Origin of the sequence: Klebsiella sp. DY2415 (assembly GCF_026314315.1) — a bacterium.
GTDB classification, from domain to species: Bacteria; Pseudomonadota; Gammaproteobacteria; order Enterobacterales; family Enterobacteriaceae; genus Klebsiella; species Klebsiella ornithinolytica.
In genome coordinates, this window is sequence record NZ_CP111115.1 from 3,258,922 (window position 1) to 3,277,129 (window position 18,208).

Here is an 18,208-nt window from a genome sequence, read left to right on the forward strand (position 1 = left end):
AGGAGAGTGCATGTCTATCACGGCGAAGACCGTCTACCGTGACACGGGAAATTTTTTTCGTAATCAGTTTGTCACCATTTTGCTGATTGCGTTGTTATGCGCGTTAATTACGGTAGTCCTTGGCCATGCTTTTTCACCCAGTGAAGAGCAGCTCTCGATTCTGAGCGAAGGGGATAATCTGGCGGGGAGCGCCGGGCTGTTTGAGCTGGTACAGAACATGACCCCAGAGCAACAGCAGATCCTGCTGCGCGCCTCGGCCGCATCGACCTTCTCCGGTCTGGTGGGTAATGCCATTCTTGCCGGCGGCGTGCTGCTGATGATTCAGCTGGTCTCCGCCGGACAGCGGGTCAGCGCGCTGCGCGCTATCGGCGCTTCTGCGCCGGTACTGCCAAAGCTGCTGCTGCTGATTCTGTTCACCACCTTTGTGGTGCAGATGGGGATGATGCTGGTGCTGGTACCGGGCGTGCTGCTCGCTATCGTACTGGCTTTTGCCCCTGTCATGCTGGTGCAGGATAAGCTGGGAATTTTTAACGCCATGCGCAGCAGTATGCGTCTGGTGTGGGCCAATATGCGTCTGGTCGCCCCGGCGGTGATTGGCTGGCTGCTGGCGAAAACACTCCTGCTGCTGTTTGCATCCAGCTTTGCGGTACTGACGCCGAACGTCGGCGCGGTGGTAATCAATACGATCAGCAATCTGATATCTGCGCTGTTGCTGATCTATTTGTTCCGCCTGTATATGCTTATCCGCAACTAAATTAACCTGGGCCGGGACTCTTCCGGCCCTATCTGAACGACGGGTCCGATGTATGAAGCAGTTTCTGGATTTTTTACCGCTGGTAGTCTTCTTCGCCTTCTACAAGCTTTACGATATCTACGCCGCAACCACCGCGCTGATTATCGCCACCGCTATCGTGCTGATCTATACCTGGGTACGCTATCGTAAAGTCGAAAAGATGGCGCTGATTACCTTTGTGCTGGTTGCCGTATTTGGCGGCCTGACCATTTTCTTCCATAACGATGAGTTTATAAAATGGAAGGTCACGGTCATCTACGCTCTGTTTGCCGGCGCTTTGCTGTTCAGCCAATGGGTGATGAAAAAACCATTGATTCAACGCATGCTCGGGAAAGAGCTGACCCTGCCACAGCAGGTCTGGTCGCGTCTGAATCTCGCCTGGGCGCTGTTTTTTATTCTCTGCGGTCTGGCCAATATCTACATCGCCTTCTGGTTGCCGCAGAATATCTGGGTCAACTTCAAGGTCTTCGGCCTGACGGCGCTGACGCTGGTCTTCACGCTGTTGAGCGGCGTATACATCTATCGCCATATGCCGCAGGACGATAACCACTAATTAAGAAGCCGGGGGTAGCGCTTCTGCCCCCGCCCTTTTTTGCGTGACGTGTTCCCCTCTCATCGTCTTGTTCTCGTTTTCAGCATGGGCAACCATCTCTCTTAAGCATCGCCTGACTTGCCGTTTCCCTGTCCCGACTTTTGTGCAGAAAACGCTTCAGCTGGCGCGTTTCACCTTGTAAAATGAGCCTCACAGGGGATGGCATTCCCCCTTGAACCGCCATGTGGCTAATGATGCCTGCTTTTTATTCCCGGACCGGGAATGAGCAGGCATATTTATCATGCAGGCAACGCGTCCGGGATGGTCAACCCTCTAAGGATTCGTTCATGCGATCGCTTCATACTTCACCTCTCACCACGCTCTTGTTCCTCGGACAGTGGCTTTTTATCGCCTTTATCGTTGCCGTTCTTGCGGGGAGCGCATCCGCCGCCTTCCTCTTTTCCCTTGAGTGGGCAACGGCCAGCCGCGAAAGCCATCGCTGGATGATTTGGCTGTTACCCGTTGCCGGCTTCAGCGTCGGCTGGGTTTATCTCCGCTATGGTAGCCGCGTCGAGGCCGGTAATAATCTCATTCTGGAAGAGATCCATCACCCCGCTCAGGTCATTCCTCTGCGGATGGCGCCGCTGGTCTTTATCAGCACGGTCATCTCTCATCTCTTTGGCGCATCGGTTGGTCGGGAAGGTACCGCAGTACAAATGGGGGCCTCGATAGCCGATCAATTCACCGCGCTTCTGCGCCTTAACAATAACGGCCGGCGTATCGTGTTGATGACCGGGATCAGCGCGGGCTTCTCCTCGGTGTTCGGTACACCGCTCGCCGCGGCATTATTCGCGCTGGAGGTGCTGGCGATCGGTCGGATGGACTACCGGGCGATCCTGCCCTGCCTGTTTGCCGCGATCGTCGCAGACCAGGTGGGATTGATGTGGGGCGTACAGCATACCCACTATCTGGTCACCTCCATTCCTGCGCTTTCAGCCTGGACACTGCTTGCCGTGATCCTTGCCGGATGCTGCTTTGGCCTGGCCGCCCGCCTCTTCGCCGATACAACGCATCTGCTGAGTAGCCTGATGAAAAAACAGCTACCCTACGCGCCTCTCAGACCGTTTATTGGCGGACTGGTGATTGCGACGGCCGTCTCTCTCCTGCATGGCGAACGCTATATCGGGCTGGGGATCCCGGAGATCAGCGATGCGTTTTTGCATCCGCTGGCAGCGTGGGATTTTTGTGGCAAGCTGATCTTTACCGTTATCTCGCTGGGAAGCGGTTTTAAAGGCGGGGAAGTGACGCCGCTGTTCTACATCGGCGCGACGCTCGGCAATACGTTAGCACCGCTGATGCACCTGCCTGTCGGGTTCCTCGCGGGTCTCGGCTTCGTGGCCCTGTTTGCCGGCGCGGCCAATACGCCCGTCGCTTCTACGCTGATGGCCATTGAACTGTTTGGCGCAGAGATCGGCGTGTATGCCGCGCTGGCCTGCGTGGTGGCCTACCTGGTCTCTGGCTATACGGGGATCTACCGGGCGCAGCGGATTGCCGGCCCAAAACACCGTGTCGTACCGACCGGTATCCGTCTGGCGGAGCTTCCGGCCTGGCATCAGCGGCAAACGCCCGCCGCGTCTGAGACGAAAGAAGACAAACATCCTTCCCGGTAAGCAGCCCGCTCTGCGCCGCATTCCCGCGGCGCGGACCCCCATCCCCTGCTGCCGCCGTCAACCCCGCCTGTTTATTCACCTTTCTGCTATAACCCGGCAAAGTTGCGCCAATTGTGAGGATTTAATGAAGATTCATTTGCATGCATTGAAATGATAATAATTATCATTGATATTCGCAGTCTCAATTTTTAACGCTTTGATATGGATATTTACAATGAGACCGCAAAACTATTATGCCATTACGCCACTCGCGCTGGTATTTGCTGGCTTTCTGACGCCCGACGCCTTTGCTGAGGAAGCGGAACGCGATACCGAAACGATGGTGGTACACAGCACGGCTGAAGAAGCACTCAAGCAGCAGCCGGGGGTATCTGTCATCACCGCTGAAGATATTGCCCGCGATCCACCGGTTAACGATCTGTCGGAAATCATTCGTAAAATGCCCGGCGTCAATTTAACCGGCAACAGCGCCAGCGGCAGCCGGGGTAACAACCGGCAGATCGATATTCGCGGAATGGGGCCGGAGAACACCCTTATCCTGATCGATGGCGTTCCGGTGACATCCCGTAACTCGGTACGCTACAGCTGGCGCGGCGAACGTGATACCCGCGGGGATAGCAACTGGGTGCCACCGGAGATGGTCGAACGCATTGAAGTTCTGCGCGGCCCGGCAGCAGCCCGCTACGGATCCGGTGCCGCCGGCGGCGTGGTCAATATCATTACTAAACGCCCCACTAACGACTGGCATGGCTCGCTATCGTTTTATACCAACCAGCCGGAAAACAACAAAGAGGGGGCGACGAATCGCGCCAACTTTAGCCTCAACGGACCGTTGGCCGGCGATGCGCTGACCATGCGTCTGTACGGTAACATCAATAAAACCGATGCTGACGCCTGGGACATTAACCATGCCCAAAATGGTTCGTACGCCGCCGGTCGCGAAGGGGTGCGCAACAAGGACATCAACGCCCTGCTGTCATGGAAACTGACGCCACAGCAGATTGTCGATTTTAACTACGCCTATAGCCGCCAGGGCAATATTTACGCCGGCGATACCCAATACAGCAACGGTAACCTCAGCCCCGATGGCCTGGTCAGCGAGCTGTATGGCCACGAAACCAACCGTCTGTATCGCCAGTCCTGGGGGCTGACCTATAACGGAATCTGGGACTGGGGCCAGTCCAAAGCCGGAGTCTATTACGAGAAAACCAATAACACGCGTCTGCAGGAAGGTTCTACCGGCCGCGTGGAGGGGATGATCAACAGCAATGAGTACGCCACCAGCCGCCTCGAATCCTGGCGTTCAACCGGCGAGCTGAATCTCCCCTTCCACTGGCTGGCCGACCAGACCCTGACCCTCGGGATGGAGTGGAACCGCGATGAACTCAACGACCCGGCCTCCATGCAGGCAACCAACGTTACTGGCGAGACCATCCCTGGCACCTCAGGCGAGGCCTCCCAGCGCAGCACCACCAACAGCGCTACCCTCACGGGTCTCTACCTGGAAGATAATATTGAGGCAACGCCGGGCACCAATATCATCCCCGGACTGCGTTTCGACTACCACAATGAATTTGGCAGTAACTGGAGCCCAAGCCTGAACCTGGCGCAGGAGCTTGGCGAGATGTTCAAAGTCAAAGCCGGCATTGCGCGTGTCTTCAAGGCGCCAAACCTGTACCAGTCCAGCGAAGGCTATCTGCTGTCGACCCGCGGCAACGGCTGCCCGAACACCATCAGCAACGGCAGCTGCTACCTGCTCGGTAACCCGGACCTCGATCCGGAAATCAGCATCAATAAAGAGCTCGGCCTTGAATTTAACCTCAACGGCTATAACGCAGGCGTAACGTGGTTCCGTAACGATTATAAAAACAAAATCGTCTCCGGTACCGATGTGCTGGGCTATACCTCGAGCGGCAACAATATCCTGCAATGGCAAAACGGCGGCAAAGCGGTCGTCGAAGGACTGGAAGGTACCCTGCTCATCCCGATTGTGGCCGATACGCTGGACTGGCGAACCAATGCGACCTATATGATCAAATCGGAGAACAAAGATACCGGTAATCCGCTGTCGGTGATCCCGAAATATACGATTAACACCATGCTGGACTGGCAGGTCAACAGCAAGCTTTCGGCGAACGTCAACTGGACGATGTACGGCCGGCAGAAACCGCGTCAGTATGCGGAGATCCGCAACGAGACCGGCACGCTCGCCACGAATGAAATCGGTGCCTATTCCGTTGTCGGTATCGGTGCGAACTACCAGCTGCTGAAAGATCTTCGCCTGAATGCCGGCATCAGCAACCTGTTCGATAAGCAAATTTATCGCGAAAACGCGGGCGCTTCGACCTATAACGAACCCGGACGCGCCTATTACGCTGGCGTCACCCTCTCCTTCTGAATGCCCACGCCCGCAGCCGCGGGCGTATTCCCCTGTTTTCTCCCTGCCATTTTCATAGTAGCATCGCGCTGATCTTCTTTGACCAGCACAGAGTACAGAATGACAACAACAGATCTCACCCCGAAGGGCGAAATGGTTTTACGCACCCTGGCAATGCCAGCAGACACGAACGCCAATGGCGATATTTTTGGCGGCTGGTTGATGTCGCAGATGGATATCGGCGGCGCGATCATGGCCAAAGAGATTGCGCAGGGTCGCGTAGTGACCGTGCGCGTTGACGGAATGACCTTTTTACGGCCGGTGGCCGTGGGCGACGTGGTGTGCTGCTACGCACGCTGCGTGAAACGCGGCAACACCTCGATCACCATCAACATCGAAGTCTGGGTGAAGAAAGTGTCGTCTGAGCCGATTGGCCAACGTTATAAAGCCACGGAAGCCCTGTTTATCTATGTGGCGGTCGACAATCAGGGCAAGCCACGCGCGATACCTGGCGAATAAAAAAAGTGCCCGGCGTGCCGGGCCATTTTTTACAAGAATCCGAGCAGCGAGAAGAACACATAGCCGAGAACAATCATGATCACCGGCAGGATATACAGCGGGAAGTACTGCACCAGAATCGTATGCCGGGGTACCACAATACGCTCCGCAATTTGCTCACGCGTGAGCCCTTCCGGCCCCTTAGCCTGTTCAAGAATCAGCTGATCTTCCACCCCTTCACGCAGGAACTTCGCCTGGCGGCTCATGCGCGCGCCTGACGCCTGCAGCGCCATGCCAACAAACACCAGAATATAGATAATCCAGAAGCCAATATTCAGGCTGTGTTTAAAATCCGGCAGCGGCGAGTTGTACCAGAAAAAGTTAAGGAACGGGGTATTAAAACGCATCATTTCAATCATGACGTGCGCAAAATCCATCAGCACCGCATCAATGCCCGGTTTTTTTTCGCTGTGTTCATACATAAACTTCAGTACCGAAATCAGCGTTGAAATCACCGCGGGTATAAAAATAACCCACCCTAAAATACGTTTAAGCACTGCAATGCGTCCAGCTTGTTGATACGTCATGGATTCCCCTTGTTTAAGACGCCTTCATCACCGTCTAAGTCTACCCTCACCGGCGAATTTCGCCCAATAATGCGCGGTATGATATACCATGAGGATAAATTCGTTATCTACTTGCGCTACAGGAGAAGGACTTATGTCAGCCAGGCGACAAATTCATGCCGCTATTTTCGATATGGATGGATTACTGATTGATTCCGAACCGCTATGGGATCAGGCGGAGCTGGAGGTTATTGAAAGCCTCGGCGTCGATATCAGCCGCCGCGATGAGCTGCCCGATATGCTGGGGTTGCGCATCGATTTAGTGGTGGATCTGTGGTTTGCCCAGCAGCCATGGAAAGGCGCGGACCGTGCTGAAGTCACCGCGCGGATTATCAGCCGCGCGATTGAGCTGGTTGAGGCCTCCCGCCCTCTGTTACCCGGCGTACGAGAAGCCGTCGCCTTATGTAAGGCACAAGGGTTAAAGGTTGGCCTCGCATCGGCCTCGCCGCTGCGGATGCTGGAAAAGGTCCTCACCATGTTCGAGCTGCGCGAGCAGTTTGACGCCCTCTCCTCTGCCGAATCGCTGCCGTACAGCAAGCCCCATCCTCAGGTCTATCTCAACTGTGCCGCCAGCCTGGGCGTGGACCCAATGGCCTGCGTCGCGCTGGAAGATTCGGTCAACGGAATGATCGCCAGTAAGGCAGCCCGCATGCGCTCTATCGTCGTTCCGGCCGAGGAAAATCGTCACGATCCGCGTTTTGTGCTGGCAGACGTTAAGCTCACGACGCTGGAGTCACTCACCGCCACCGATCTCTGCGGCCTGCTTTCCGGCCAGCGGTAGGCGTCCAGCGGTTGAACAATCACAAAAATAAAACGATGTTTCATTTTTAATTGTTTTTCCGCTCAGCACCCTCTATGCTTGAAAAAACGGCGTGGTTAAACGCATAAATCAGCATACAGAGGTGCATATGGTACTTAACGCCTTCGACCTGACGGGTAAGGTCGCTATCGTGACGGGATGTGACACCGGGCTGGGCCAGGGAATGACGCTGGCCCTTGCCCAGGCCGGCTGCGATATCGTCGGCGTCAATCGTAAGATCCCACAGCAAACGGCCGAACAGGTGCTGGCGCTGGGGCGTCGATTTACCGCCATTCAGGCTGACCTCAGCCGCCAGGATGCCATCGCCGACATCGTCGCGAAAGCCGTCTCCGCCATGGGCCGGGTGGACATTCTGGTTAATAACGCCGGTACGATACGCCGCGCCGATGCGCTCACCTTTAGCGAAAAAGAGTGGGACGACGTCCTCAATCTCAACCTCAAGTCGGTATTCTTTTTATCGCAGGCGGTCGCCAGGCAGTTTATTCGCCAGGGCAGCGGCGGAAAGATCATTAACATCGCGTCCATGCTCTCGTTCCAGGGCGGGATTCGCGTCCCCTCGTATACTGCCTCAAAAAGCGGCGTGCTCGGTTTAACCCGCCTGATGGCCAACGAATGGGCCGGACAGAATATCAACGTCAATGCCATCGCCCCCGGGTACATGGCCACCGATAATACCCGGCAGTTACGCGATGATGCCGATCGCAGTAAAGAGATCCTCGACCGTATCCCGGCCGGGCGCTGGGGCGTCCCGGATGATTTACAGGGCCCGGTCGTGTTCCTGGCGTCGCAGGCAGCGGATTACATCAATGGATATACGCTGGCGGTTGATGGCGGCTGGCTGGCGCGTTAATAATTTTGTGACAAAGAGTTACACCGTCACCTCTTTCACACACTGTATAAAAACCCTATACTGTATGAATTGACAGTTTAGGGTTTTTATCATGACGGCGGAAGGCCATCTCTTCTTTTCTATCGCCTGTGCGGTATTTGCGAAAAATGCGGAATTAACCCCCGTTCTGGCACAGGGTGACTGGTGGCATATTGTTCCCTCAGCGGTACTGACCTGCCTGCTGCCGGATATCGATCATCCGAAGTCATTTCTCGGGCAGCGGCTAAGCTGGATATCGAAGCCCGTCGCCCGCGCCTTTGGCCACCGCGGGTTCACCCATAGCCTGCTGGCGGTTTTTGGCGCAATCACGCTGTTTTATCTGAAAGTGCCGGAAAGCTGGTTCGTGCCCGCCGATGCCGTGCAGGGACTGGTGCTTGGCTATCTCAGCCATATTCTTGCCGATATGCTCACCCCGGCGGGCGTACCGCTACTGTGGCCCTGCCGCTGGCGCTTCCGCCTGCCGATCCTCGCGCCGCGAAAAGGCAACCAGCTGGAGCGGGCGCTGTGCATGGCGCTGTTCGTTTATGCCGTATGGATGCCGCAAACTTTCGCTGAGAACAGCGCCGTGCGCTGGTCTTCGGGGATGATTAATTCACTGCAGATCACCTTTAATCGTTTTATTAGTCACCAGACCGGACGATAAACAGGCAAAACAGTCAAAATAGTTATAACCCATTCCATTTGAATATAAGTAATGAATTCCTCTTCTGCTAACCTTGCGCCATTAGAGCTGGTAACAGACCAGCCAGATAAAAACCTATCAGGAGAACGGGGATGAATTTTCCATTAATAGCGAACGTTATCGTGTTCGCGGTTTTGCTGTTTGCGCTGGGGCAAACCCGCCACAAACAGTGGAGCCTCGCCAAAAAAGTACTGCTCGGCCTCGTCATTGGCGTGGTGTTCGGCCTGGCGCTACAGTTGATTTATGGTTCCGACAGCCAGGTGCTGAAAGACTCCATTCAATGGTTCAATATCGTCGGCAATGGCTATGTCCAGCTGCTGCAGATGATCGTCATGCCGCTGGTTTTCGCTTCTATTCTCAGCGCCGTTGCTCGCCTGCATAATGCCTCGCAGCTGGGGAAAATCAGCTTCCTGAGTATCGGTACCCTGCTGTTCACCACGCTGATTGCGGCGCTGGTCGGCGTGCTGGTGACCAACCTGTTCGGCCTGAGCGCCGAAGGTCTGGTGCAGGGCAGCGCGGAAACCGCGCGTCTGAATGCGATTCAGAGCAACTATGTCGGTAAAGTCGCTGACCTGAGCGTACCGCAGCTGATCCTCTCTTTTGTACCGAAGAACCCGTTTGCCGATCTGACCGGTGCGAACCCGACCTCGATCATTAGCATCGTTATCTTCTCCGCCTTCCTCGGCGTCGCCGCGCTGAAACTGCTGAAAGATGACGTTGAAAAGGGCCAGCGCGTCCTGACCGCGATCGACACCCTGCAGAGCTGGGTGATGAAGCTGGTACGTCTGGTGATGCAGTTAACGCCGTACGGCGTGCTGGCGCTGATGACCAAAGTGGTGGCCGGTTCCAATCTGCAGGACATCATCAAACTCGGTAGCTTCGTGATTGCCTCCTATATTGGCCTCGGCATTATGTTTGTGGTTCACGGTCTGCTGCTGGCGATTAACGGCGTGAGCCCGCTGAAATATTTCCGCAAGGTGTGGCCGGTCCTGACGTTCGCCTTCACCAGCCGCTCCAGCGCCGCGTCGATTCCGCTGAATGTCGAAGCGCAAACCCGTCGCCTGGGCGTACCGGAATCCATTGCCAGCTTCTCAGCCTCCTTTGGCGCAACCATCGGTCAGAACGGTTGTGCGGGTCTCTACCCGGCGATGCTGGCCGTCATGGTGGCACCGACTGTCGGTATCAACCCGTTTGATCCGCTGTGGATCGCCACGCTGGTCGGCATCGTCACCGTGAGCTCCGCAGGGGTTGCAGGAGTCGGCGGCGGCGCAACGTTCGCGGCGCTGATCGTCCTGCCGGCCATGGGCCTGCCGGTGACTCTGGTGGCGCTGCTTATTTCCGTCGAACCGCTGATCGACATGGGCCGTACGGCATTGAACGTGAACGGCTCAATGACGGCCGGTACCCTGACCAGCCAATGGCTGCGCCAGACCGACAAAACGATTCTCGACAGCGAAGAAGACGCCGAACTGGCGCATCGCTAAGCCAACAGGCACAAAAAAACCGCAGATAGCCATCTGCGGTTTTTTTTATTTCTCGCTACCCTCTCATGAGGTGATTTCGCCTTCCTGGCGCATCTGCATGGCCCAGCGCTGCGCCGCTTCCGGGACGCTAAACGCTGGCGAGCGGCGGAAATGTTCGCCCATCAGCACAAAGGCGACATACTTGCCGCGCAACAGCCACACATCGCGAAAACCGTCCATTTTGACGGCGTGTTCCGGAGGGGCGGGCTCCACCCGAGGCACGTAGCTAATGACAGGGCGGTTTTGTTGGCGAAGTGTTTTCATAACCAATAGATTCACTAAACAAAGCGGGAAACAGAAACAGCTATCATAGCCGATTGCCCTGCCTTTCGTCGCCCCTTACGTGTGTTCTGCCCGCCGGGCAATAGTTTTCACGCCTCCTGCCGGCTCATCTGGTGAGATGCTCTATAGTTAGAAGGGTTTTGGTACCGCAACGACCATTTTTCAGTAATGAAAACAGGAGACGAGCAATGTCTGATCAGAACCATAAACCACAAAACCACAAAGCGCCTCATGACGGCAGCGAATCACAACCCGGACTGGACGCTCTGGCTCCGGACGATCAATCATGGCGCCCGACGCCGCATCCCACGGCTCCCGGAGAAGAACCCAGCGCGCCGGGAAGCCTCAAAGCGCCCGATATCCACAGTAGCAAACTTGACGCGCTGGCTCACCAGCGCAAAGGCAGCGAAAACGTCCCCCTGACCACCAATCAAGGGGTACGGATTGCCGACGATCAGAATTCGCTCCGCGCGGGGATCCGGGGCCCCACGCTGCTGGAAGACTTTATTCTGCGTGAAAAAATAACCCACTTTGACCATGAGCGGATCCCGGAGCGAATCGTCCATGCGCGCGGGTCGGCGGCGCACGGCTATTTTCAGTCCTATCGCAGCCTGCGCGACGTGACGAAAGCGGATTTTCTCTGCGATCCCGCGAGGAAAACCCCGGTATTCGTCCGTTTCTCTACCGTCCAGGGCGGCGCCGGCTCGGCCGATACGGTGCGCGATATTCGCGGCTTCGCCACTAAATTTTATACCGATGAAGGCATTTTTGACCTCGTCGGGAACAACACGCCGATCTTCTTCATCCAGGATGCGCTGAAATTCCCCGATTTCGTTCATGCGGTGAAGCCGGAACCACACTGGGCTATCCCGCAGGGACAAAGCGCTCACGACACCTTCTGGGATTACGTCTCTCTACAGCCGGAAACGTTACATAACGTGATGTGGGCAATGTCCGATCGCGGCATACCGCGCAGCTATCGCACCATGGAAGGATTTGGTATTCACACCTTCCGCCTGATCAATGCCGAAGGTAAGGCTACCTTTGTCCGTTTTCACTGGAAACCGCTGGCCGGTAAAGCCTCTTTGCTCTGGGATGAGTCGCAAAAGCTGACCGGTCGGGATCCGGATTTCCATCGCCGCGATCTGTGGCAAGCGATAGAAGCCGGCGATTATCCGGAGTATGAGCTGGGTCTGCAGCTGATCCCGGAAGAGGATGAACAGGCGTTTGACTTCGATCTGCTGGATCCCACCAAGCTGATCCCCGAAGCGCTGGTCCCGGTACAGAGGGTCGGGAAAATGGTGCTTAACCGCAACCCGGATAACTTCTTTGCCGAAAACGAACAGGCGGCGTTCCATCCAGGCCATATCGTACCGGGGATAGATTTCAGCAACGACCCGTTACTGCAGGGGCGTCTATTTTCGTATACTGATACCCAGATCAGCCGGCTGGGTGGGCCTAATTTCCATGAAATCCCGATTAATAAACCCACCTGCCCGTATCACAACTTCCAGCGCGATGGCATGCACCGGATGGATATTGATACCAACCCCGCCAACTACGAGCCAAACTCGATCAACGATAACTGGCCGCGCGAAACGCCACCGGCCCCTAAGCGCGGCGGTTTTGAGTCGTACGCTGAACGCGTCGACGGTGAGAAAATTCGCCAGCGTAGCCCCTCGTTCGCCGAGTATTACGCCCACCCGCTGCTGTTCTGGCGCAGCCAGACCCCGGTTGAGCAGCAGCATATTATTGATGCCTTTAGCTTCGAGTTAAGCAAAGTTGTCCGGGTATGGATCCGCGAACGGGTGGTCGATCAGCTGGCGCACATCGATATCCCGCTGGCGCAGGCCGTCGGCAAAAATTCAGGCATCGCGCTGAGCGACGAACAGTGCAAGATTACCCCGCCGCCGGACGTGAACGGGGTGAAAAAGGATCCCAGCCTGAGCCTGTATGCCATCCCCGGCGGGGAGATCAAGGGCCGCGTCGTCGCCGTGCTGCTCAACGAGCGCCCGGCAGCGCAGGATGTGCTAACCCTGCTGCAATCCCTGAAGGCGAAAGGGGTTCATCCCCGATTGCTTTATTCACGGATGGGGGAAGTGATTGCCGATGACGGCACGCGGCTGCCCATCTCCGGGACCTTTAGCGGCTCGCCATCGCTGACGGTCGATGCGGTCATCGTCCCGGGTGGCGACATGTCCCTTCTCAGCAACAGCGGGGAGCTACATTACTACCTGCTGGAGGCCTATAAGCATTTAAAACCGATCGTGCTGGCGGGCGACGGGCGCCAGTTTAAGGCTCTGCTGCAGGTCGCCACTCAGGGGGAGGAAGGACTTGTCGAGGCGGACGCCATTGACGCTCCGGCGATGGATACGCTGTTCACGCTGATGGCCGCGCATCGGGTGTGGTCGCGCGCCGGCAAAACGGCGGCGATTCCGGCCTGACAGAAAAGGACGGCGCGGGATCCCCCTCGCCGGATCTCCGGCGCACGGGTGCAATCAGGGGAAGCCGTGTGCTTCCCCTCCGCCCGCGTTAAACGTCGCGGTAAGTCCCTAAACGGTACCCGCGCTCGGCAACCGCGTACTTGAGTGATGCCGAGGTCAGCACCTCCAGCTCTGCCAGCCGCGGGTAGCAATAGGCGCTGCCCATAATGGTGTTATCCACAAACGCCGGATGGCACATCACTTCCAGAGACGATTCGCCCCGCTGGATAGAGGCATCCAGGGTTTGTAAAAACAGCGCCTCCGAGATGGCCTCGCCGTAGAACTCGCTGGTAAAACCGTCGCTGCTGCGCGCGGCATCCTGCGCCAGGTCATCACGCTCAGCGACCTGACGGTCAATACGCAGCGCCACCCCCTTCTCGCGGGCAAATGCCGCGACAATGGGATAAATCCGGGCGATCATATGCACGTGGTGATGGCTGTCGATATGCGTCGGCTCGCAGCCAAACAGCGCGATAAACCGGCGATACTGGCACTCCAGCTCATGCGCAATTTCATCCAGCGGCAGGCTATCCTCTTCCGCCATTTGCCAGATCCACTTCCCCAGACGCCCCTCGCGGGTCAGACCCGGCATCGCCGATAAAGGCTCGCCCAGAGTCAGGACAAAATGCATCCCGACCCCCAGCTCCGGCACGCAGCGGCTCAGCTGAGCTGCATGGCTAATCGCCGCCCCGTTAACCAGCGCCGTTGTCGAGGTGACCAGGCCATTTTTACAGGCTTCAATAATGCCGTAGTTCTGACCTTTACTCAGGCCAAAATCGTCGGCATTAACGATTAACACGCGTTCCATCAGCTCTCCCGTTACGCTTTCAGTTTCTCGATTGTCGCGGCAAAGTTTGGCAGCCACCTTTCGTGCGCGAGGATCATTTCGCGCGCCAGCTGCTCGGCATCGCGGTCAGAGTGAATCAGCGGACTCAAATTGAGCGCCAGCAGTACGTCGTTCAGTTCGCCGCTGATCGCGGCCTGGCTGGCCGCCACTTCAAAACCTTTGATGGTATAAATCAGCCCCAGCACTTTCTCATCGAAATGGCTGATGCGCGGCGTCGGCGTCGCCCCTGCACTGCCGAGCGTGCAGGTCATTTCCACCGCCCAGTCCGCCGGAATATTATCAATATGGCCATGATGCGGGATATTCACGTAGTGCTCGGTCTGCTTGTCATTGTAGATAGCATTGATCACTTCACAGGCCGCATCGGAGTAATAGGCGCCGCCGCGCTGCTCCAGCTCTTTTGGTTTCACCTTCAGATCCGGGTTTTTATACAGCTCAAACAGCTGTTTTTCGACCTTCTGCACCACCTGGGCGCGCGCGCCGCCTTTGTAATACTCGCCCATTTCGATGGCCAGCATCTCTTTTGGTTTAAAGTAGTAGAGCAGATAGGAGCACGGAATCAGGCGCAGCGAGCGGATCAGCCCTTCGCTGAACGGTAAATCGAAGATGTTTTTCACCGAGTTGGCGCTCAGGGTACCGGAGGCTACGCCATCGAGCAGCTCGTCGAAGCGCGATTTGCCATTCACCAGCACATCGCGAACGAACACCAGGTGATTAAGACCAAACAGGTCGATATTCAGTTCATCTTCCGGCGTCAGCTGCAGCACATCGGTGATAAACATTTTCATGCCGATCGGAATATTACACACGCCGATAAAGCGCTTAAAGTTGGTGTGGCGATAGACCGCCTCGGTCACCATCCCCGCCGGGTTGGTAAAGTTGATGATCCAGGCATCCGGGCAGATCTCCTGTACATCCTTCACGATATCAAAAATCACCGGAATGGTACGCAGACCTTTAAACAGACCGCCGGCGCCGTTAGTCTCCTGACCGAGGTAGCCGTGGCTGAGCGGAATGCGTTCATCTTTTTCACGCGCCTTCAGCTGGCCAACCCGCAGCTGTGTGGTGACGAAATGAGCCCCTTCCAACGCGGCGCGGCGATCCAGCGTTTTGTAGACCTTCATCGGAACGCCCGCTTTTTCCACCATACGCTGGCACAGCGCATGGATAATATCGAGTTTCTCCTGCCCTTCTTCTACATCAACCAGCCACAATTCCGTTACCGGCAGTTCGTGATAACGTTTGATAAACCCTTCCAGTAATTCCGGGGTATAGCTGCTGCCGCCGCCGATAGTGACAATTTTTAATTTCTGGCTCATTATATTCTCCCTTGGGGCACTACGAATTGTACGTAGCCCACCCTCCGCCTGGAGGCGGAAAGTTAAATTGAATATGCCCTGGCGCGGAACAATCCGCTCCGGTTAATTAATGCTGGTCAGTTGTTTTCGGTAATTGCTTGGCGTAAATGAGGTCAGCTTCTTGAATGTTTTAATAAACAAACTTGGGCTGCTGTACCCCGATTCGTAAGCAATATCGGTGACCGAGTAGTTGGTGATTTCCAGCTGCTTCTTGGCGAAATTGATGCGAATATCATTGATTATCTGCATCGGCGTTTTACCATAATAGCGTTGGGTTGCCCGGGTTAAATATTCCTGGGTTTTCCCGGAGAGCGCGACCATATTCTCCAGCGCGCCTTCACCAAACTTCAGTTTATCGTGCATATCCTCGACGGTATTTTTCAGCCATTGCGGAATGACATCCTGCACCGGCTCCTCGCGATAATGCCGTAAACGGTTAATGGTATAAAACGAGACCAGCTCAATAAATTCGTCAAACTCAGTTTCGCGAAAGTTCAGCGAAGCGATAACCGACTCGATGTAGCTGAGAAAGGTGCTTTTTACCGCGTAGACCTGCGAAGCAACCAGACCAAACGGCAGCAGCGGCAGATAGTGTTTCTCAAAGAAACTTTTGCTGATGCCAACGTTAAGAATGCGAGTCGCGCCAAAAGCATAAAAACTCTGGTGGTGCGACCCCATCGGGATAAAGACAAAATCCCCGCGCTCCAGCAATACCCGTTTGCCATTGATTTCCTGATAATAGCGCCCGGTTAAAACGATGGTGTACTCGTAATAATCATGCTGGTGAAGCCCGCTTACGCTTTCCGTTTTGTTATAGATAACCACATGAAAATTTTTCCCGTTGAAAAGCTGTTGTTCCCGTGCGGTACTGATCTCGGTGGTTATCATCTTTGGCTGCCTCATCGTGTTGATGGCCTATTGTACCTTCTCGTGCAGCTCAATCAATTCGGCAACCAGCTCGCGCGCCAGCATTGAGGTCATCAGATGATCCTGCGCATGAACCAGTACCAGACTGACCTTCATTTTGCCTTCGCCTTCATCGCTTTCAATGAGCTGCGTCTGCACGCGATGCGCTTCGCTCAGCGCCATTCGCGACTGCTCCATCATGTTTTTAGCAGCGGCAAAATCGCCCTGCTTGGCCTGCTTAAGTGCAGCATATGCCAGGCTACGGGCCTGTCCGGAGTTGATAATCAGCCCCATCACCACCTCTTCGAGGTCATTTTCAGGTGCGTCAACCGCTTCGATATTATCCAGATCAAACATAGTATTTCCTCATTTCTCAGGCGGTACGGGAAAGCTCCCGTACCGCTCGACATCAGAATTTCAGCGCGTTAGCGATATCTTCTTCGCTTTCCTGCTCTTCAATAACCGCCTGTGCCTTGTTGGAGACCGCGACGAACGGCAGGTAAACCAGCACCGACACACACAGGTTGAACAGCGCCACGCAAAGTGCAGCGATACTCCCGTTACTGTTGAAGAATGCCCCGAGGCCGGTAGGCATGGTCCACGGCGCCAGGTTGGTCACCGGCGGGATAATTCCCATCGAGTAAGCAGCCAGCGTAATCGCGGCCAGAATCGGCTGAATCAGGACGAACGGGATAAACATCACCGGGTTCATAATAATCGGCAGACCAAACAGAATCGGCTCGTTAATCTGGAAGATGCCTGACGGCAGCGCCAGTTTAGCCACCTGACGATGATCTGCGCGGCGTGAGCCGATGAAGATGGCGATAATCAGACCGAGCGTGGCCCCGGAACCACCCAACAGGATGTAGGAGTCCAGCATCGGCTTGGCCCAGAAGTGGAACTCTTTGCCCGCAGCGATAGCGGCTTCAACGGAACCGTACTGGTTGTACAGCGCGATGTTTTCCAGCGCCCACGGAGTCATGATGCCGTTGTCCAGCGCGGTCAGCGCCAGAGACCCGTGTACGCCGAAGAACCACAGCAGGGAGTTAAAGATAACGTAGGCCCAGCCCACCACGCTGCCCATCGACGCCAGCGGTCTGGAGATGGAGTCCATGATGATCTGGTGGAAGTTGCTGCCATGGTTGGCCAACAGCCAGGAGATAATGCCGAATACGGAGAGGATCAGGAAGCCCGGAATCAGCGCAGAGAATGAGCGCGATACCGAGGCCGGTACGCTGTCCGGCAGGGTAATAACCCAGTTGCGACGGATAACAAAGGTGAACATTTCCGCCACCAGCAGGCCAATAATCATGCCCGAGATGATGTTTGCCCCACCCAGCCAGTTTGCGCCGACCGCATAGGCCTCGCCTACGCTGTAAGGTGTAACGGTCATAAAGGCAGCGACCGATAACAGCCCCGCGGCCAGCGGATCGACTTTGCGCTCTTCAGCCAGCGCCATGCCGATAAAGAACGGCGCCATCAGCGACATTATCCCTAACGTCCCGTTATAAACGTTGCCGCCGATAGCCTTAAAGCCATTTAATGTTTCAATGGTCGAGCCATCCAGGCGAATACCCATTGAATAGAAGAAAGAACCTTCACCAAAGCTCAGAAAAACGTTGTTGATTAATACGAACATGGCCCCCGCGAGGGTCAGCGGCATTAATTTAATAAAGCCGTTTTTAATCGCATTAATGTGCGGTTGCTTTCCTATTTTAACTGCAAAAGGAAGGAGTACCTTTTCAAGCGAGTCAATCACTTTGCTCATAGCAAATACCCTTAAAAGCCGTAATCGAATCATTACGGCATAGATGTATGAAATTACTCTTTGACGGGAAAATAAACTCTCACCTTTCGCTATTCAGGAAAATCAGATAATGCTTTAACGCACTGTTGATTCAGCGAAAAACAAAAAGATATTG

At 55.5% G+C, this 18,208-nt stretch carries 17 protein-coding genes and 1 riboswitch; of the genes, 10 read left to right on the forward strand and 7 right to left on the reverse strand.

Translation table 11 applies throughout. The features are described 5' to 3' along the window. Window positions 1-10 precede the first annotated feature (10 nt). From OQV00_RS15485 to yciA, 5 genes are all read left to right on the forward strand, one after another. Window positions 11-754 (forward strand): YciC family protein, encoded by a 744-nt coding sequence (locus tag OQV00_RS15485; protein WP_004860970.1) that lies wholly within the window; start codon window positions 11-13, stop codon window positions 752-754. A gap of 52 nt (window positions 755-806) precedes the next feature. Then, window positions 807-1,346, forward strand: a complete 540-nt coding sequence (locus OQV00_RS15490) for a septation protein A (protein ID WP_004860967.1) — start codon at window positions 807-809, stop codon at window positions 1,344-1,346. A 185-nt stretch (window positions 1,347-1,531) separates the two neighbouring features. After that, a riboswitch (Fluoride riboswitch) is annotated at window positions 1,532-1,593 on the forward strand. Window positions 1,594-1,672: 79 nt separating this feature from the next. After that, window positions 1,673-2,995, forward strand: a complete 1,323-nt coding sequence (locus OQV00_RS15495; protein WP_004860963.1) for a voltage-gated chloride channel family protein — start codon at window positions 1,673-1,675, stop codon at window positions 2,993-2,995. A 214-nt stretch (window positions 2,996-3,209) separates the two neighbouring features. Then, the gene (locus OQV00_RS15500) at window positions 3,210-5,393 is read left to right on the forward strand and encodes a TonB-dependent siderophore receptor (protein WP_266278944.1); all 2,184 of its coding nucleotides are present in this window, start codon (window positions 3,210-3,212) and stop codon (window positions 5,391-5,393) included. A 99-nt stretch (window positions 5,394-5,492) separates the two neighbouring features. Beyond that, the gene (gene yciA, locus OQV00_RS15505) at window positions 5,493-5,891 is read left to right on the forward strand and encodes an acyl-CoA thioester hydrolase YciA (protein ID WP_004860955.1); all 399 of its coding nucleotides are present in this window, start codon (window positions 5,493-5,495) and stop codon (window positions 5,889-5,891) included. A gap of 29 nt (window positions 5,892-5,920) precedes the next feature. Here the strand turns inward: yciA and OQV00_RS15510 are convergent, their stop codons facing one another. Next, window positions 5,921-6,457 (reverse strand): YniB family protein, encoded by a 537-nt coding sequence (locus OQV00_RS15510; protein ID WP_004860952.1) that lies wholly within the window; start codon window positions 6,455-6,457, stop codon window positions 5,921-5,923. 133 nt (window positions 6,458-6,590) lie between these two features. Between OQV00_RS15510 and hxpB the strand changes: the two genes are divergently transcribed. The 4 genes from hxpB (at window position 6,591) to OQV00_RS15530 (ending at window position 10,371) form a co-directional block, all read left to right on the forward strand. Beyond that, entirely contained in the window at window positions 6,591-7,277 is a 687-nt protein-coding gene (hxpB, locus tag OQV00_RS15515) for a hexitol phosphatase HxpB (protein ID WP_004860949.1), read from the forward strand. A 127-nt stretch (window positions 7,278-7,404) separates the two neighbouring features. Then, the gene (kduD, locus tag OQV00_RS15520) at window positions 7,405-8,166 is read left to right on the forward strand and encodes a 2-dehydro-3-deoxy-D-gluconate 5-dehydrogenase KduD (RefSeq protein WP_044350896.1); all 762 of its coding nucleotides are present in this window, start codon (window positions 7,405-7,407) and stop codon (window positions 8,164-8,166) included. Between the two features lie 91 nt (window positions 8,167-8,257). After that, complete coding sequence (locus OQV00_RS15525) at window positions 8,258-8,848, forward strand: metal-dependent hydrolase (RefSeq protein ID WP_004860944.1); 591 nt, start codon at window positions 8,258-8,260, stop codon at window positions 8,846-8,848. Window positions 8,849-8,979: 131 nt separating this feature from the next. After that, on the forward strand, window positions 8,980-10,371 hold the full coding sequence (locus OQV00_RS15530) for an L-cystine transporter (protein ID WP_004860941.1): 1,392 nt from the start codon (window positions 8,980-8,982) through the stop codon (window positions 10,369-10,371). Between the two features lie 63 nt (window positions 10,372-10,434). Here OQV00_RS15530 and cedA read toward each other — a convergent pair whose 3' ends face one another. Continuing rightward, complete coding sequence (gene cedA / locus OQV00_RS15535; RefSeq protein WP_004860939.1) at window positions 10,435-10,674, reverse strand: cell division activator CedA; 240 nt, start codon at window positions 10,672-10,674, stop codon at window positions 10,435-10,437. A 206-nt stretch (window positions 10,675-10,880) separates the two neighbouring features. Between cedA and katE the strand changes: the two genes are divergently transcribed. Next, window positions 10,881-13,136 (forward strand): catalase HPII, encoded by a 2,256-nt coding sequence (gene katE, locus OQV00_RS15540; RefSeq protein ID WP_266278946.1) that lies wholly within the window; start codon window positions 10,881-10,883, stop codon window positions 13,134-13,136. A gap of 88 nt (window positions 13,137-13,224) precedes the next feature. On the opposite strand, the gene chbG is transcribed toward katE, so the two are convergent. The 5 genes from chbG to chbC all read right to left on the reverse strand — a co-directional run bounded on the left by chbG (window position 13,225) and on the right by chbC (window position 18,054). Beyond that, window positions 13,225-13,983 carry a chitin disaccharide deacetylase gene (chbG, locus tag OQV00_RS15545; RefSeq protein WP_004860933.1) on the reverse strand — a complete coding sequence of 253 codons (759 nt, stop codon included), beginning with the start codon at window positions 13,981-13,983 and terminating at the stop codon, window positions 13,225-13,227. Between the two features lie 11 nt (window positions 13,984-13,994). After that, window positions 13,995-15,341, reverse strand: coding sequence for a 6-phospho-beta-glucosidase (locus tag OQV00_RS15550; RefSeq protein WP_004860928.1), 1,347 nt, complete (start codon window positions 15,339-15,341; stop codon window positions 13,995-13,997). Between the two features lie 102 nt (window positions 15,342-15,443). After that, the gene (chbR, locus tag OQV00_RS15555; RefSeq protein ID WP_004860924.1) at window positions 15,444-16,268 is read right to left on the reverse strand and encodes a transcriptional regulator ChbR; all 825 of its coding nucleotides are present in this window, start codon (window positions 16,266-16,268) and stop codon (window positions 15,444-15,446) included. A gap of 27 nt (window positions 16,269-16,295) precedes the next feature. Further along, complete coding sequence (chbA, locus tag OQV00_RS15560) at window positions 16,296-16,643, reverse strand: PTS N,N'-diacetylchitobiose transporter subunit IIA (RefSeq protein ID WP_004860922.1); 348 nt, start codon at window positions 16,641-16,643, stop codon at window positions 16,296-16,298. 52 nt (window positions 16,644-16,695) lie between these two features. Further along, window positions 16,696-18,054 carry a PTS N,N'-diacetylchitobiose transporter subunit IIC gene (gene chbC, locus OQV00_RS15565; protein ID WP_004860919.1) on the reverse strand — a complete coding sequence of 453 codons (1,359 nt, stop codon included), beginning with the start codon at window positions 18,052-18,054 and terminating at the stop codon, window positions 16,696-16,698. Window positions 18,055-18,208 lie beyond the last annotated feature (154 nt).